This window comes from Candidatus Bathyarchaeota archaeon (assembly GCA_026014585.1).
GTDB lineage: Archaea > Thermoproteota > Bathyarchaeia > Bathyarchaeales > Bathycorpusculaceae > Bathycorpusculum.
The window spans coordinates 61,116-76,608 of the sequence record JAOZIA010000005.1; the positions used below are offsets into that span (position 1 = coordinate 61,116).

A 15,493-nucleotide genomic window follows, 5' to 3' on the forward strand; every position below is an offset into this window, starting at 1 on the left:
ACCTACTCCTCTATGGGTTCTGCAATGAATTTCTAATAGGAACCAAATAGACAGCAAATAGAAATGTTAAAAAAAGTTATTCACTTGATGTGCTGTTGTTTGTTGGGTTGTTTTTTGCTTATATAAAACGGGGCAGTAGTGGTTTTGGGTGCCTTATTTGCCAAAGGTTATTGCAGTTGTTGGCGGGAAACATTCAGGAAAAACCACCATAATTGAGCATTTAATTACCGAGTTTAAACGCCGCGGCTACCATGTGGGCACAATTAAAGAGATGGTTAAGATTCCCACTTTGGATACACCCCAAACCGAAACCGACCGCTACACTCAAGCAGGCGCTGAAGTCATCGCGGCAGTACCCCGAACAGAAACAGTTGTTTTCATCAAAAAACGGCTTGATATTGGGGAGATTTTACCATATTTTGAGGGCTTAGATTTTGTGTTTTTGGAGGGGTTTGAGTCGGAAGACGCGTTTTGTAGGGTGATTGCTGCTAAAACTGTTTCTGAGGCTCAAAGTTTTATGGACAAAAATGTTCTTGCTATTTCAGGTGTGATTAGTGCGTCTGAGGATGTTGCTGTGGTGCTTGGGGTTCCTGTGTTTAATGTTTTGACGCAGGTTGCTCAGCTCGCTGATTTGATTGAGCACCGTTAGGTTACTCAACTGTTATGGACACTACATCTTTTAACGATTTTTGGGTGTCCTGTTCGTTGCTGATGATTAATCGCAAAGGTCCTTCACCATCGTTCATCGTTGACATGTACATGTTATTTTTTACGTATGCCATAATCATGGTGACATTATCTGCAAAGATATAATCAAGAGTGAATGTTTCGCTTGTACCATCTGCGCTTTGAATTATGGCTGAGGTTGCATCTTCGTGCATTTTGGCGGTATAAAGCAAAAGTGCTACAGATACACCTGCGTAGGTGTCCGTGCTTGAGTCATCAGAATTTACGTCTAGAGTTATCTGGTCAACAGACACCAAGTCGTCCAGAGTGCAATTTGCGGGAACGTACACTTTTCCTTTTATTTCAAGATTAAGGTAAGGTTCTACACCATTTAGGCAAGTGAAATAGTAAATTGGAAGTGCTAATGCAATTATAAGCACAATTGTTGCTACAGCGATTTTCTGGTTTTTCCTGCTTTTTTTTCTCAACATTTTTCACTTAGTTAATTTTTTGTTTGCCTTATCATGTAATTGTGAAGATATTATATCAAGCATGCTTAGCGTGTATGCTATTTGTATTAATAAATAGATTTTCCCAAAACTCACCCTTATTAGGGCAGTTTTTTTAGGGCATTATTTAGTTCATGTTGAGCGTTTCTGTACTTGGTAACTAAGGCTTTTCCATATTCGGTGACTTCGGAGCTACCGCCGCCTTTTGCGCCTCCTCTGACCCGTGTGACTAAGCTTTCGCCAAGGCGTTCTTCTGATATTGTTATTCTGTGGAGGGCGTACCTGTAGGACATGCCTAGATGTTGGGAGGCTTTTAGGATGGAGTGGTGTTTGTCTATTTCTTCTATGAGTTGTGCTATTCCGTCGCCGAAGGTTGCTTGGTTTTTCTCGTTTACCATCCAGACTTTTATTTTGTATGTTTGGGTGCTCAATGCTTGTCACTGTTTATTATTTTGGTGTGTTGGGCACTTAAGTTTAGTGCTTTTTTGGGGGGGTTGTGGGTTTTTGGTTTTAGTTTTTTTTATGTTGGCGCTGTGTTTGTAAACCAGCAACACTTTTATAGCATATATATTGTATATACAATTAATATTATTCAGCAGCTCAAACCGGGAGAACGTACACTTGACACAATCCAACATGCAACCCAAAGTTAATCAGGTTGTCGAAAAAATAGTCCTAAATTCAGTCACCAAAAAAATCACAGTATACGCCCCAGACATTGCAGAAAAAGCAAAAGCAGGGCAATTCGTGATTTTCAAAATACGCCAAGACAGCGAAAGAATCCCCTTAACCCTGTCATCATGGGATAAAGAAAAAGGCACAATATCCCACATTTTCCAAGAAGTCGGCTACTCAACCAAAGAGTTAGGCTCACTGGAAGTGGAAGACCACATAATGCACATAGCAGGTCCACTGGGAAACCCCAGTGAAATAGAAAACTTTGGCACTGCCGCCGTCATCTGCGGAGGCTTAGGTACAGCAGTTGCGTACCCCGTAGCAAAAGCCCTCAAAGAAGCAGGAAACAAAGTAATCTCCATTGTGGGTGCCAGAAACGCTGAACTCTTCATTTTAGAAGATGAAATGACCGCGGTGTCAGATGAAATCTACTTCACATCTGATGATGGCTCAAAAGGCCAAAAAGGCTTCGTAAGTGACGTTTTAAAATCATTAATTGCAAAAAACATCAAATTCGACATTGTATTTGCCATTGGGCCCCCAATCATGATGAGCGTAATCGCAGACATCACCCGTCCATATGGAATCAAAACCATTGCCAGCCTAAACCCAATCATGGTGGACGGCATGGGCATGTGCGGTGCCTGCAGAGTAACCATAGGTAACGAAACCAAGTTTGCCTGTGTGGACGGCCCAGAATTTGATGCTCACTTAGTTAACTTTAAAGAACTCATGCAGCGGCTCAAAAGCTACTGTACCGAAGAGAAAAACCTCATGCAAGCACACGAACACCACGGAGGAAATTGTCAATGTCACAACCACTAAACCAAAATGGAAACAATAAACGCTTCACCGCAGTTGACGTGCGAAAGCAAGACCCGTCAGTGCGAACCAAAAACTTCAAAGAAGTAGTGTTAGGCTACACCGAAGAACAAGCAATAGCTGAAGCATCCCGTTGCCTAAACTGTGTGGCACCAAAATGTGTTGAAGGTTGCCCAGTTGGCGTACAAATCCCCGCTTTCATTAAACTCATAAAACAAAACGATTATATCGATGCCATAAACAAAATCAAAGAACGCAACAGCTTACCCGCCATCTGCGGACGGGTATGTCCCCAGGAAGAACAATGCCAAAAAATGTGCATCCTAAGCAAAAAAGGCGACCCAGTTTCTATTGGTAGGCTCGAACGGTTTGTTGCCGATTTTGAGCGCGAACGAGGTATACAAGTGCCCGCAATTCCGCCAAGTAACGGCAAAAAAGTTGCTGTTGTCGGTGCAGGACCAGCTGGCTTAACCGTTGCAGCAGACCTTGCAAAACTCGGCTACAAAGTCACAATTTTCGAAGCACTTCACAAAGGCGGCGGTGTCCTTGTCTATGGTATTCCTGAGTTCCGTTTGCCAAAGCAGATTGTGCAAACCGAAATTGACTACATCACCAAGCTGGGCGTAGAGTTCCAGCCTGACTACTTAATCGGCAGAATCTTCACCATCGAAGAACTATTCAAGCAAGGCTACGAAGCAGTCTTCATCGGAACCGGTGCAGGATTGCCCAAATTCCTCTGCGTCCAAGGCGAAAATCTCAACGGCATCTACAGCGCAAACGAATTTCTCATACGCGTAAACCTCATGAAAAGCTACAAGGTCCCACAATCCAAAACCCCAATCCGCGTTGGCAAAAACGTGGCAGTTATCGGCGGCGGCAACGTTGCTTTGGATTCTGCTCGTTGCGCGTTGCGGTTAGGTGCTGATAAAGTAACAATTATTTACCGACGAACACGAAATGAGATGCCTGCACGACAAGAAGAAATCGATAATGCCGAGGAAGAAGGTATCGAATTCAAGTATCTCACTGCACCCCTCAAATTTACAGGCGACGAACAAGGTAACGTTAAGACGATGGAGACAATTTCGATGCGGCTCTGTGATGCAGATGACACTGGAAGACACCAAGTTGCACCCATAGAAGGCTCCGAATCAACCATGGACGTGGACACAGTAATCGTAGCCATCGGACGCACACCCAACCCCATCATACAAGGCACAACCCCTGGCCTAAAAACCCAGCGCGGCGGCATAATCGCCAGTGACAGCAACTTCAAAACCAGCCTCGAAGGCGTCTACGTCGGCGGCGACATCGCAACAGGCGAAGCCACCGTAATCAGCGCCATGGGCACAGGGAAAACCGCGGCAAAAAGCATCCACGAATACCTACAAAATAAAGAAAAGAAAGAATAAATCGGGAACGCTTAGGCGTCCCTTCACCTAACTTTTAGTTTTTCTCTGATTTTTGTGCTTCCCTTAACCGCTGGTTTTCCTCGATTAAAGATTTTATCGCGTCGGTTGCGGAGGTTAATAGGTCGTTGAAGCCCAAGTTGATATTGGCAACACGCATGTTGAATATTTGGATTTTTTGCTGAATCTCAGATGAGAGCTGGACTTGGTTGTGTTCGGTTTTAGGGTTTAATTGCTGCTTTTCCATTCTTTTCCAGACCTCTTACTAGCTTGTTTTGTTTTTTAACGCTTTAAGTTCCCCATTAATTCTTACTCTGATCGGGGACGCGTCTGGATCGTCTGTTTCCACCACGGAGACATCAAGGGTTTCGTCGTTGTACCGTATTTTTAGCGGACTACTGCCTAAAGCCGCAAGCTGAATCTGGCTTGTGACTCCACTGGAACGATAATTCAGATTGGGCAATGAAGATGTAAAAACCATGTTTAGATAGCTGTCACTTGTCGCTGTGGTAACGTTGAACCAAACATTAGTAAGAATTACGGCAACTCTAAAGATAATATGTAAATGAAATGCCCAAGGACTCGAAAGTGTATAATCTGCTCCGACAGGTGATGATGTTGCTGAACCAAGAACATGACTGCCTATTTTTAATTCTATATAAATACGGTCTGTTGAAGTAACAGTTCCTGAAACAGGAATATTATAATCACTTGTCCAATTAATTATTTGCCAAGCAGGCCCTGATACTGGACAATTGCCCGAACCGAGAATCGCCCCGACAGCATTGTTTTTGCGAATAACTAAATATGTGTTATCCATACCGACAATTTGGAGGTCTGAAACTGTTGGTATAGTTAATGCCAGATTAACCATCTATATTCCCCCTACGTTAGCCAGATGTCGCCGTCTACAGGTGAAGCAGGCGCACCAACACGAATTTGAAAAGGAAACGTTGAACCATCCAATTTTTTAAGACTATCAGTACGCAGTGCCGCAGTTGAAATGTATGGTGCAGTGTCCTCGAGTCCAGCGGTTAATGTTCCCCAAGTTTTTGTTTCACCAACCAGCCCAGCATAAATGTTAACGGTGTGCGCTGCAAAATCACCAAGCTGGTTTATTCCATAATCTGTTCCAATAATTCCCAGTCCCTCAGCATAAATATTGGCACATTTCAGGTTTCCAAGGTCTGTTTGGTTAAGGCGGTAAATGTGTAGGGTATCTAAGTTATAATTATATTCGCTTGTTGGAGCAAATTCTTGCCATTCCGCTGCTGTTTCATTATATTTATAGATCATGGCTTCGCCTGTGTTGATATATAATTCGCCATCTTCGGGTGTGGCACTTGGAAAATCGTTTATGTCATGCAAAGCGCTCAATTCAGAGTGCATCAGCCAAATCATAGGTTGATGAAACGGATCATACATTCCGCTACCAAGACCTAGCATACCTTGGTTAGAAGATATATATCCTCCAACTGCGAAGTCTTTTTTTACTATAAAACCTTGACTCCAAGTTAGAATCGGATTATTGGTACCAGACATTTTTATAAGGGATAAGTCCCCATAATGTCCACTATCTGTGTCCTTAAACCGAATATAGTTTTCTCCAGTAGGGATTGTATAGGTATGAGGCTTCCAAAGACCATTTTTCCATTCCCAAATGTAATGATAAACTAGATCATTTGGGCTAATTGTCGGTGTCTGGGTAGGAAGCCTGATACATCTGCTTATATTCAGGGTTAACTTATTAGTGCCATCATCATCGAATATTGTATCTAGGTTAATATAGTTCTCATCATCTGATGCTTTAATTGTAAGTTGAGGTTTGCATGTTAGGTGGTCAAATATTCCATCTACCACAGGTTTTTACCCCTTAACGCTTGTTTTTCTGTGTTATGGATTTGTTGGTTTTCTTTTGATGTTTTTGCTATTTTCATATTATTCACGCTTTGATTATTCTATTGCTTGTGCTTTTAAGGAAGAAGAACGGTTTAGGTAACAGGGATATAATGCAAAGTATCCTGAATACCGAGAAATTAAGAAAAAGAAGTGCAGACCTTTTATGAGATAAAACGGTTACATAATTGTCGATTAAAACCTCGGAAGTGCCAAGGAAAACTACACTAATATTCTTAGAAGCATTTGGCAATCATGACTACGTTATTTGTGACGCTCGTGGATTCACAATGACGTATGTATAAGCAGCTTAAACGGAAAATCTCAGGGTTGCTCAGTTATTTTAAATGCACGGTTCACTGCAACCTCAGCGATGCTTTGAGCACAATGGGCAATACGACGCATGTTATCTCGAATTGAGCACAAGGCGCAGACGAGTTCGGCGCTTTTTTGGGGTCCAACAAAGGATTTGGCAGCGATTTCAACGTAGAGTTTTTCCATTCTCTGCTGACTTTTCATGATTTCAACTGAAAAGTTGATATCCCGGGCAAAAAATGCCTTAAACGCCTTAACATAGAGGTCAATGGTTTCATTTCCAGCCGTAACCATCAACTCCGCAACGTCATCAGGAATCCTGTCATTGTTGCCTTCAATCATGACAAGGTTGCGGGCTATGCTTGCGGCGTAGTCAGCGGCGTGTTCCATTCGATAAATCAGGATTTGATAATCCATGCAGTCCAAGGGGTCCACGTGAAGTTCGTTGGCTAACACGGGGTCTTGAGCAGCATTGCGTAAAATCCTCAGAACAAAAAACGCAAATTGGTCCACGTCATCATCGAGGGGGAAGATGGATTTTGCGAGGGGTATGTCGTGGTCTTTTATGGCGGTGATGGCGCTTTCGCACATGGAGAGGGATATGAGGTGCATGCGTTGTATGGTTTGCTGAAGTGAGGCTTGGGATTCGTCAGTGAGACTTTGGATAAAGACGCATTTTGAGTCAGATTCCATCACGCGCATGTAGAGGCGTCCTGCAATGTTGCGGATTGCCTTAGTCTGCGGAACGGAGAAGACTTTGGAGGAAGATAGTTTGATTCCTGAATACCCATTGAGGAATGCGCCTAAAACTTTTTGAGTTATGAGAAGTTCGTCTTCGTTTTGATTGATATTTAGGGTTGTTTCTTTTTGGGTTGTTTTTTTTAGGGTGCTGGGGTAGATGACTAAGGAGCGGTCGCGTTGTATTGCGAAGGATACGGCGTCACCTTTTTTGAGGTCGTTGAGTTGCATCCAGTCTTTTGGAAGAGAAACAACCAAGGATGATTTGCCAAGAGACATAATTTTTCTTTCCAAATCCATTCCCTCGTCATATCACAGGTACATTACTAGTATTATTCCCTTCTAGTATATATTAGCATATACAATCAGAATCTTAGCAACAAAAATATTTGCCACCTATTAGGCTCCTAATAGCCAAAGTATGCAGAAACGATAGAGGAGAGGTTGGTTTGGTGTTTTTTACAAGTCAAATTATTAAGAAAAAGATGATGAAGTGGGTCTGCCGAAAAACAACAGACCTGTGTGCCTATTTCCATTTGGTTAGGATTTCTTCGCGCTGGAACGTGGCTTTGCTTAAGTAGAACAAGCCAATGTCGGCTGCGGCTAATGCAACAGAGACTACCACTGCCAATAGGGTTACAGCGGAAAATATCGCTCCAAAGATAACCACGAAAATCAGCGGCAAAACCACTATTCCGCCCAGTTGTTGCGCGGCTCGTATGTCACTTACTCTGGAAGAGATTATGACGTTTCCTAAGACACTCATGACACAGCCCAGTGGTGTAATCACGAAGGTCAGCAGTGCCCAGTACAAGTTGGGAAACAGGTAGATTCCGATGGTGTTGTAGGACCAGATATCAATTATTGGCAGGAAGATTGCGGCTGCTAGGTATGTGACTGCCATGCAGGGTAGAAATGAGGCTAAACATTTACCCAGCAGCAGTTCACTGTCGGTGGTCGGTGTAGCTAGGAGGGGTTCAAGGCTTTTTTCGATTTTTTCTCCAACGATGCTGTAGGATGCGATTATGGAGGGCAAAACGGCTGGTATTAAAACGAAATACATGATGGACAGGTTACCAATTTGAAACACTGTCTCGTACAGTTCTTCTGTAGTCATTTGACTTGCACCCGCGGTTATGCCTTGCGTAAGGAACAGCGGCAAAACCACCCCTAAAATGATGGGCATGGCGATTAGCGAGTAGAATACGTATCGGTTTCGTCGGATTACGCTTAGGTCTTTTTTGGTTACTATCCACGCTTTTGACAGCCTCATTATGCTGAAACCTCCCGAATCAACTTTAGGTAAACATCCTCAAGCGTTGACCGCAGCTCCGTCACGTACTGGACGTTGCCGCCTGCCAAAACAACCGCCCGAACAACCTCGGGGTTATTTCGTTCAGGATTATCCATATCCAGTATCAGCTTATTGTCTTGAGAACGCACTGCCTTAACAGCGCTTAAGTTTTGCACTGCGGATAAGACTGTGTCTGAAACGGTTTCTAAGTGAATTATGGTTTTGCGGTGATACAGGCTCTGCTCTAGGTTTTTGGGTGAATCAACCGCGATTAGTTTGCCTTTGAGGATGGCGATGCGGTCGCAGAGTCGTTCAGCCTCGTTTAGGTTGTGCGTGTTTAGGAAGATGGTACGTTTTTCCTCTTTAAGCTGCACAATGAAGTCGCGGACGGTTTTGGAGGCTTCAGGGTCAAGATTCGCTGTAGGCTCATCCAAAAATACCACCTGTGGATCATGAATAAGCGCTCGTGCAATGGCAATTTTCTGTTTCATGCCTTTGCTAAATCCTGCAACTGCGTCGTTTCTGCGCTCCCAAATGCCTAAAGCCTTCAACAAGCGTTCGATGTTTTCTTTGCGTGTGGCTTCGGGGACTTCGTAGAGTTGCCCGTAGAAGTCGAGGTTGCGGTATGCGCTTAAGCTTTCGTATAATCCTACGTTTTCAGGTAGGAAACCTACGAGTTTTCTGATTTTTAGGCAGTCATCTGGGTTATTGATGCTGTAACCGCCTATTGTTGCTTCGCCACTTGTTTTGCCTATCAAGCAGCAGAGCATGCGCACGGTTGTGGTTTTTCCTGCGCCGTTTGGACCAAGGAAACCAAAAACTTCGCCTTTTTCAACTTGCAGTGTGAGGTTGTCCACTGCTGTGTTTGCTCCGAATTTTCTGGAGAGGTTGGTTGTATCTATCATTTTAGTGCCATCCTTTGTATGTTTGTTTATGTTGTTTATGATGAATAACTATTTAAGCAAAACGAAACCGTTTTCACTTTATGAAACTGATAAAACTGCTTGACCAAGAAGGCACAAAAATCGTCTCAGACCCCACAAACCAACTCATCCTCAAAGAACTCGTCAGTTCCGAGCAATCCATCGCACAACTCGCCCAAAAAATGAACATACCAACCCTCAAACTCTGGAGAAGAATGCAAAAATTCGCTAAAGCAGGCCTAGTTGAAATCTCTCGAACAGAAAAAGTCGGCAATATAGAAAAAAAGTTTTACCGGTCAACAGCCACATGGTTTGCATCCCAGCAATTTTTTGATTTTAAACCCAAAGACCGCAACCTTCAGGAAGCATTCGACATCTACTCTGACATCCAAAAAAGCATGATGATACAGTTGTCCTCTTTTGGTGACGTACCTAAAGACATTGACCCTGTTGATTTTTCCATGTATGCTAACATGCAGGCTTTTGCTGATTTTTGCCAGACCCCCGAAAAGAGACAGAAAATTGCTGAGTTAGTAAGACGGCTTGAGGTTTTTAAGACACAAACTGGTCTTTGATGATGTGTTTGCTGTTGTTGTGCAGGGGTGCAACTGAACACTTATTAATGGACAAAACAACTAATACTTGTTATTTTATTGGGTAATTTAATATTAAATAAGCATAAATATATAAAATTTTGAAACTGTTCCATTAAATAACCTTTAATATTCCATACAACCCACGTGTATGGTCAAGAAAAAACTGGATAGTTTTACAAATCATCTATATTTATTATCCACAGTTGTTTAAATAGCGCTATTTTAATTATTAGCTGAGGAAAAACCTCAATTTTTCTGCTTTTGAAATATAGAAAAATTGTTTCTTGTTCCACTTCTGTCAAGGAGGGATTTGTTCAGCATTGGTTATCAACCAAAAAGAGCTCGTTGAAGAACTAAAAAGTGAATGGAAAAAACTCTGGCGAGAAAAGCACAATGATAAAATCAGGGCTGAAGGCATAGCAGTAAATGATTACTCCACACTTTTTGTCGATAAAGGCACAATAATTCATGCAAGCCGAGACTTCAAACTACTAAATTTCAGAGACATACTAGAACAGCATGAAATAGCTGAACAATACATCCCCGTTAACCCCTGTGTAGGCGGATGGACAAAGTTTGTGAAAGAAAACATTACAAAAAAACAGGTGCCCTCCAAGAAGCGGGATGAACTCTTTTTTGATGAAAGAAAAATTAAGCAGCAACCTAAAAAGGGCGGAAGAGGCTGGCTGCACGCGTAGCATTTGAACCTACTTTTGAGGAATTTTTCTTGGTTAATTATAGAGACAGGTTGGACATTATAGCAGACATTTTAACTGTTGCTAGTCATGACGCTAAGAAAACTCAGATAATGTACAAGGCAAATCTGAGCTATAAAGTGCTGCAAAAATACCTAACCGAGATAATGGGGGCTTCTTTAATTCGATATGAAAGAGGTCGTCAACTCTACAGTTTAACTTCTAAAGGGCAAGCATACTTAGATGCCTACAAAGAGTACGCTCAAACTAACAAACGCATAGAAAAACGCTTAACCGACATATCCACAAAAAAGAAAAACTTGGAAGAGTTTTGTACAAACGAAGACTGCCCAACTGAAGAAACTCACATTTTTGAATAATTCTGGGCGACTATTTCTTATGACCATACGTAATTATTCTGCTTTAATCTTAGTAGCAATTTCAGTAGTATCCTTATTTGCTATTGCCCCCTTTGTTGAGTCTTTCAGTTTTTTCCCAAACCCTACACCACTAAGTGAACTCTACATGCTTGGACCAACACATAATACAACCTACCCCTTCTCGGTTAGCAACAACCAAAATTACCGTCTCTACATCGGCTTAATAAACCATGAAGAAAAAGACTGCAACTATGAAATTCAAGTAAAATTCCGCACACCCCAACAAGCAACCTCTGAAACGTACACAGAACACCCAGAGCCCAGCAACCAAAAAGTCTTAACAAAAATACCGCTCCAACTACCCGATAACGCAACCAAAGAAATGCCCCTTGACATTTCGTTTTCTTATGAGCACACCGATTCCATGCTAACCATGAATACCGTTAGAGTAAATAATGGCGCCTACACTTCAGGCTGCCAAATACCTGTTGATTCTGACGGTGATTTTTACGGCAACTTAGTCTTTGAACTCTACCTGCTTGATTCTCAAAATAACAGTGTGTATAAGAGTCAGGTTAGTTTGTGGGTTCGGTTAACTTAGTTTTAAACCAAACATAGAACATAACAAAAATGTTCTTGACATCTTTTCCTTATACCCTTAAATTTTTTCTCAGATTCTATTATTAACAATCTAAAAATCAAACATTTTTGGAGCTGCTTTTGTGGACAAAATTCAACCGCTTATTTCAGTGGTAATTGCCGCGCTTAACGAAGAAGAAGGCATAGGCAAAACCATAGGTGAACTCCAACAAGTTCTACAAACACCTCACCTAGTAGTAATTGACGGCAACAGCGTTGACAAAACCATTGAAATAGCCAAAAACATGGGTGCAGATGTTCTGCTACAAGAAGGAAAAGGCAAAGGCAGCGCTATGTTTCAAGGCATAAAGATGCTTAAAGCAGATGAGAATTTTGTTGTTTTCACAGATGCTGACTACACTTACCCTGCAACTTACCTGCCTGAAATGATTGATGTTTTAGAGCAAAACCCCCAAGTTGGCATGGTCATTGGAAACCGCTTCAGAGGGGCAATAAATGAAGACAAAACAGTTTGGAATCCCTTCTATATAGGAAATAAACTTTTGGCGTTTGCCCAGCATGTAATGAACGGCGTAAAACTTGAAGACCCCTTGTCCGGCTTGCGCGTTGTTCGAAGTGAAATTTTGTCAAGCTGGAAACCAAAAAGCAAAGGGTTTGATGTGGAAGCAGAATTGAACGCACTTGTTGGACGTAGCGGCTACCGTATTGTTGAAGTTCCCATTGATTACCGAAATAGGTTAGGCGTTAAAAAACTCAAGTTGCGTCATGGTTTGGGCATAATGAAGCGGATTTTAGCGGAAAGTTTGACTTTTTAAATTCATAGTTTCTAGTTTTTGCAAGACTATTTTCTTAATTGGAGCAATAAGTATGGAAGTTAATAGTGCAATTCAAAAAATTGGTGTTGTCGGATTAGGTAAAATGGGTATAATGCACGCTTGTTTACTGAATGTTTTGCCTAATGTGCATGTTGAGGCGTTATGTGATAAAAGTCGGCTTATGCGTACAGTGGCAAAAAGCGTTTTCCAAGGAACACTGGTAACAAACAGACTAGACGCTCTTACAGACTTGAATCTTGATGCAATCTACGTTCTTACACCTATCCCTTCGCATTACCCAATAATCAAGCAAATCTACACCAAAAACTTAGCCAAAAACGTGTTTGTAGAAAAAACTCTCACAAGCAAATATGCACATTCACTGGAGTTGGTTAAAATGGCTGAGGCTCTCGGCGGAGTTAATATGGTTGGTTACATGAAACGTTTCGGAGTAACTTTCAATAAAGTAAAAGAGCTCCTTGACAAGAAAGTTTTAGGAGATTTAATTTCCTTTAAAGCCTACGCGTTTTCATCAGATTTTGTTGATGTACCCCAAGGTTCCTTGGTTTCAAAAGCCAGAGGCGGCGTGGTGGAAGATTTAGGCTCACATGTTGTAGATCTTGCTGTTTGGTTTTTTGGAGACCTCAAAATAACCTATGCCAAAGTCAACTCGCGGATAACCGTGGGTTCTTTAGATGATGTGTCCTTTGGGGTTGTTGGTGCTGACGGGTTAGAAGGAGACTTTGAGGTTTCATGGCGAAAAAGCGGCTATCGCATGCCCGAATTTGGACTAACAATTAATGGTACAAAAGGCAGCTTAAACGTAAACGACGACCAAGTAAAGCTTGAACTAAACGGTGCTTTGCCTTCTCGATGGTACCGCATGGATATGGATGATAATGTGGATTTTTTGCTTGGTGGTCCCGAGTATTGGCGTGAAAACAAGCATTTCACTGACGCTGTCGTTTTAGGTCAGCAGTGCCAGTCAAATTTCAAATGTGCCTTAAAAGTTGATTTTATGCTTGAACAAGTTAGGTGTCAACTTCATGACTAAAAACCAACTAAAACTTCTGGTCGGTGACAATCCCTTCCATGGAATCAGCCATCTTTCACAGGAAAGAGCACGTGCACGACTAATTAACCAAAATAAAGACGAAATTGACTGGGCAACAAGGCTTGTTAGTCTCAGTTTAGAAAACGGCGCAGATGGCTTTATGTTCTCCGTGGACCAAACCACCCTTCAGATAATTCAAAAACTCGATACCAGCAAACTTGATGTCCACTTGCACGCTATTGCACCCTACGCCTACGAGTATGTGCGTAAATCCACACAGGCCGGTGGCATATCGGGATTGGCTAAGGCTTTTGCTATGGACATGCTTTTTTCCTCTAACATCAAAGTTTTGATGTTTAATGTTTTTGGGATTTTGCGTTTTAACCTGTCTGCTCTTATGAAAACCTACGTTGCCTACGAACTCTCACGCATCCGATCCGTTGCGGGCAGCCGCATGCATTTGGACTCATTTATGCTGCATGAAATCATAACAGACATGGCGCTGGCGCTTAACATGGAGAAACTGTTCAAGTCATATATTGCATTTCTTGAAAGCTACAAGATTCGACCTGGATTAGAAACCCGAAATTTCCCCTGCCTAGTAAACAAGTTTAGCAAGTGGAATATTGATTTTAGCAAGTTAACCATAACGGCATCTTTTAACAAGGTTGGCTTCCAAATGTGCCCAAGCCAAGCCGATTGCGAAGAAGCATTGGAACGCGCCAGCGAAGCTGAAGTTATTGCGATGAGTGTGCTTGCAGCTGGATACCTCAAACCTCCTGAAGCCTTCAGTTACTTGCAGAGTCTTAAAGGGTTAAGTGGACTTGTCATCGGCGTTTCAAAAGAGGAACATGCAAAACAGACGTTTAGGGCTTTTAGAGCGGATAATTTAGTGTTTTTACCTGCTATTGGTGAAGAAGTGAGAGCTTGATTTGGCTTTTAGCTATATGGGTTACTGTTGGTGCCTTGTTCTTGGGTGTTCCCGCAGGGTATTTCTTTTACATGCGTCGAAGTTCTTCTTCTGGTTGGAACCTTAAACTTGACAGGGATTATGTTCCTTCAACAACTATTCTTATTCCTGTGCATAATGAGGAAAAAATTATTCGTTATAAACTTGAAAACATCAGCAAAGTCAATTATCCAAAAGACAAAATGGACATTATCATCGTCAATGATTCCTCAACAGACAACACTCTTACCGAAGTAAACCATTACATCCAAGATTACCCCAACCAAAAAATCAAGATTTTCGACAGCAAAGTGCACATGGGAAAAACAGGCTGCCTAAACAATGCCTTAAAAACCATAAACTCAGATATTGTAATTATTTCTGATGTGGACTGTTTCTGGCCAAGCGACATACTCACTAAAGCAATCTCGTACCTGTCTGACCCAACAGTGGGTGCCATAACTGCGCGGGAACTGCTATTGAATCCCAAAGATTCATGGGTTACACTTGGCGAGCAATTCTACGACAGCAACATCCAATCCGTTCGCATCGGCGAATCAAAACTACACTCAACCATCTTTTTCCAAGGCGGTTTTGCAGCGTATAAACGAAGTGCGCTGGAAGAGTTTAATCATGCAACTGATGATTCAGGAACCGCACTAGATATTGTGCAGGCAAATCAGCGTGCATTGTTGATTCCTGAAATCGGCTTCTTTACACTTAGTCCAACAAAATGGAAACACAAAGTTGCCATAAAACTGCGCCGCGCCAGCCACCTTCAGCATCTATGGGCAAGATGCCTAAACTTGCTGATTCACGGCAAACTTGCTATGCCCAAGCGGATTGCGGTTCCAGAGATTGTTTTGCACATTTTTAATCCTGTTTTGCTTGTTTTGTTGGCGGTTTTATCTGTGGCTGTTATGGTAGTGTACCCTTGGCTTGCTGCTGTTTTGATGGTGCTTCTTTTTGGCGTTTTTGCTGTCAAAAAAACCCGTGTTACAGCTTTTGAGTTGTTGCAGAATAACCTGATTTTGTTTGCTTCGTTGTTTTCTTTTTTTGGTAACCGCCAGATTAAACTTTGGAAACCTGTGCAGGAATCACGTTCAGTGCTAACTGAGAAGCTACTAAGGGAAAACCAACTCATCTAACTCGCGTGG

Annotated in this window: 19 protein-coding genes; 11 read left to right on the forward strand and 8 right to left on the reverse strand. The window is 42.1% G+C overall.

Annotation, left to right across the window (positions count from 1 at the left end):
- Positions 1 to 157: 157 nt before the first annotated feature.
- Positions 158 to 649, forward strand: a complete 492-nt coding sequence (gene mobB, locus NWF01_03340) for a molybdopterin-guanine dinucleotide biosynthesis protein B (GenBank protein MCW4024052.1) — start codon at positions 158 to 160, stop codon at positions 647 to 649.
- 1 nt (position 650) lies between these two features.
- On the opposite strand, the gene NWF01_03345 is transcribed toward mobB, so the two are convergent.
- Positions 651 to 1,154: a hypothetical protein gene (locus NWF01_03345; GenBank protein ID MCW4024053.1), complete on the reverse strand. Its 504-nt coding sequence runs from the start codon at positions 1,152 to 1,154 to the stop codon at positions 651 to 653.
- Positions 1,155 to 1,276: 122 nt separating this feature from the next.
- Positions 1,277 to 1,606, reverse strand: a complete 330-nt coding sequence (locus tag NWF01_03350) for a LysR family transcriptional regulator (GenBank protein MCW4024054.1) — start codon at positions 1,604 to 1,606, stop codon at positions 1,277 to 1,279.
- A gap of 205 nt (positions 1,607 to 1,811) precedes the next feature.
- Between NWF01_03350 and NWF01_03355 the strand changes: the two genes are divergently transcribed.
- A complete protein-coding gene (locus tag NWF01_03355) occupies positions 1,812 to 2,675 on the forward strand; it encodes a sulfide/dihydroorotate dehydrogenase-like FAD/NAD-binding protein (GenBank protein MCW4024055.1) in 864 nt (287 codons plus the stop codon).
- Complete coding sequence (gene gltA, locus NWF01_03360) at positions 2,660 to 4,084, forward strand: NADPH-dependent glutamate synthase (protein MCW4024056.1); 1,425 nt, start codon at positions 2,660 to 2,662, stop codon at positions 4,082 to 4,084. The genes NWF01_03355 and gltA overlap by 16 nt, the downstream gene beginning before the upstream one ends.
- Positions 4,085 to 4,118: 34 nt before the next feature.
- Here the strand turns inward: gltA and NWF01_03365 are convergent, their stop codons facing one another.
- From NWF01_03365 to NWF01_03390, 6 genes are all read right to left on the reverse strand, one after another.
- On the reverse strand, positions 4,119 to 4,328 hold the full coding sequence (locus NWF01_03365; GenBank protein MCW4024057.1) for a hypothetical protein: 210 nt from the start codon (positions 4,326 to 4,328) through the stop codon (positions 4,119 to 4,121).
- 18 nt (positions 4,329 to 4,346) lie between these two features.
- Entirely contained in the window at positions 4,347 to 4,955 is a 609-nt protein-coding gene (locus NWF01_03370; GenBank protein MCW4024058.1) for a hypothetical protein, read from the reverse strand.
- Between the two features lie 11 nt (positions 4,956 to 4,966).
- The gene (locus NWF01_03375; GenBank protein MCW4024059.1) at positions 4,967 to 5,941 is read right to left on the reverse strand and encodes a hypothetical protein; all 975 of its coding nucleotides are present in this window, start codon (positions 5,939 to 5,941) and stop codon (positions 4,967 to 4,969) included.
- Between the two features lie 360 nt (positions 5,942 to 6,301).
- Positions 6,302 to 7,324, reverse strand: a complete 1,023-nt coding sequence (locus NWF01_03380) for a phosphate uptake regulator PhoU (GenBank protein ID MCW4024060.1) — start codon at positions 7,322 to 7,324, stop codon at positions 6,302 to 6,304.
- Positions 7,325 to 7,556: 232 nt separating this feature from the next.
- Positions 7,557 to 8,303 (reverse strand): ABC transporter permease subunit, encoded by a 747-nt coding sequence (locus tag NWF01_03385; protein MCW4024061.1) that lies wholly within the window; start codon positions 8,301 to 8,303, stop codon positions 7,557 to 7,559.
- Complete coding sequence (locus NWF01_03390; GenBank protein MCW4024062.1) at positions 8,303 to 9,229, reverse strand: ABC transporter ATP-binding protein; 927 nt, start codon at positions 9,227 to 9,229, stop codon at positions 8,303 to 8,305. Before NWF01_03390 ends, NWF01_03385 begins: the two co-directional genes overlap by 1 nt.
- Before the next feature lie 80 nt (positions 9,230 to 9,309).
- Between NWF01_03390 and NWF01_03395 the strand changes: the two genes are divergently transcribed.
- From NWF01_03395 to NWF01_03430, 8 genes are all read left to right on the forward strand, one after another.
- A complete protein-coding gene (locus NWF01_03395; GenBank protein MCW4024063.1) occupies positions 9,310 to 9,822 on the forward strand; it encodes a hypothetical protein in 513 nt (170 codons plus the stop codon).
- Positions 9,823 to 10,163: 341 nt separating this feature from the next.
- On the forward strand, positions 10,164 to 10,541 hold the full coding sequence (locus NWF01_03400; GenBank protein ID MCW4024064.1) for a hypothetical protein: 378 nt from the start codon (positions 10,164 to 10,166) through the stop codon (positions 10,539 to 10,541).
- Positions 10,542 to 10,570: 29 nt separating this feature from the next.
- The gene (locus NWF01_03405; protein ID MCW4024065.1) at positions 10,571 to 10,918 is read left to right on the forward strand and encodes a winged helix-turn-helix domain-containing protein; all 348 of its coding nucleotides are present in this window, start codon (positions 10,571 to 10,573) and stop codon (positions 10,916 to 10,918) included.
- 19 nt (positions 10,919 to 10,937) lie between these two features.
- Positions 10,938 to 11,519 (forward strand): DUF1616 domain-containing protein, encoded by a 582-nt coding sequence (locus NWF01_03410; GenBank protein MCW4024066.1) that lies wholly within the window; start codon positions 10,938 to 10,940, stop codon positions 11,517 to 11,519.
- A gap of 121 nt (positions 11,520 to 11,640) precedes the next feature.
- Positions 11,641 to 12,333 (forward strand): glycosyltransferase family 2 protein, encoded by a 693-nt coding sequence (locus NWF01_03415; GenBank protein ID MCW4024067.1) that lies wholly within the window; start codon positions 11,641 to 11,643, stop codon positions 12,331 to 12,333.
- A gap of 52 nt (positions 12,334 to 12,385) precedes the next feature.
- A complete protein-coding gene (locus tag NWF01_03420) occupies positions 12,386 to 13,387 on the forward strand; it encodes a Gfo/Idh/MocA family oxidoreductase (GenBank protein MCW4024068.1) in 1,002 nt (333 codons plus the stop codon).
- Positions 13,380 to 14,318, forward strand: coding sequence for a hypothetical protein (locus NWF01_03425; protein MCW4024069.1), 939 nt, complete (start codon positions 13,380 to 13,382; stop codon positions 14,316 to 14,318). Before NWF01_03420 ends, NWF01_03425 begins: the two co-directional genes overlap by 8 nt.
- Positions 14,315 to 15,484: a glycosyltransferase gene (locus NWF01_03430; protein MCW4024070.1), complete on the forward strand. Its 1,170-nt coding sequence runs from the start codon at positions 14,315 to 14,317 to the stop codon at positions 15,482 to 15,484. The genes NWF01_03425 and NWF01_03430 overlap by 4 nt, the downstream gene beginning before the upstream one ends.
- Positions 15,485 to 15,493: the final 9 nt, after the last annotated feature.

Coding starts and splice junctions, on each gene's coding strand:
- NWF01_03390 (MCW4024062.1), bottom strand. CDS start 9,229: ATGATAGATACAACCAACCTCTCCAGAAAATTCGGAGCAAACACAGCA.
- NWF01_03370 (MCW4024058.1), bottom strand. CDS start 4,955: ATGGTTAATCTGGCATTAACTATACCAACAGTTTCAGACCTCCAAATT.
- NWF01_03355 (MCW4024055.1), top strand. CDS start 1,812: ATGCAACCCAAAGTTAATCAGGTTGTCGAAAAAATAGTCCTAAATTCA.
- NWF01_03410 (MCW4024066.1), top strand. CDS start 10,938: ATGACCATACGTAATTATTCTGCTTTAATCTTAGTAGCAATTTCAGTA.
- NWF01_03365 (MCW4024057.1), bottom strand. CDS start 4,328: ATGGAAAAGCAGCAATTAAACCCTAAAACCGAACACAACCAAGTCCAG.
- NWF01_03420 (MCW4024068.1), top strand. CDS start 12,386: ATGGAAGTTAATAGTGCAATTCAAAAAATTGGTGTTGTCGGATTAGGT.
- NWF01_03425 (MCW4024069.1), top strand. CDS start 13,380: ATGACTAAAAACCAACTAAAACTTCTGGTCGGTGACAATCCCTTCCAT.
- gltA (MCW4024056.1), top strand. CDS start 2,660: ATGTCACAACCACTAAACCAAAATGGAAACAATAAACGCTTCACCGCA.
- NWF01_03395 (MCW4024063.1), top strand. CDS start 9,310: ATGAAACTGATAAAACTGCTTGACCAAGAAGGCACAAAAATCGTCTCA.
- NWF01_03385 (MCW4024061.1), bottom strand. CDS start 8,303: ATGAGGCTGTCAAAAGCGTGGATAGTAACCAAAAAAGACCTAAGCGTA.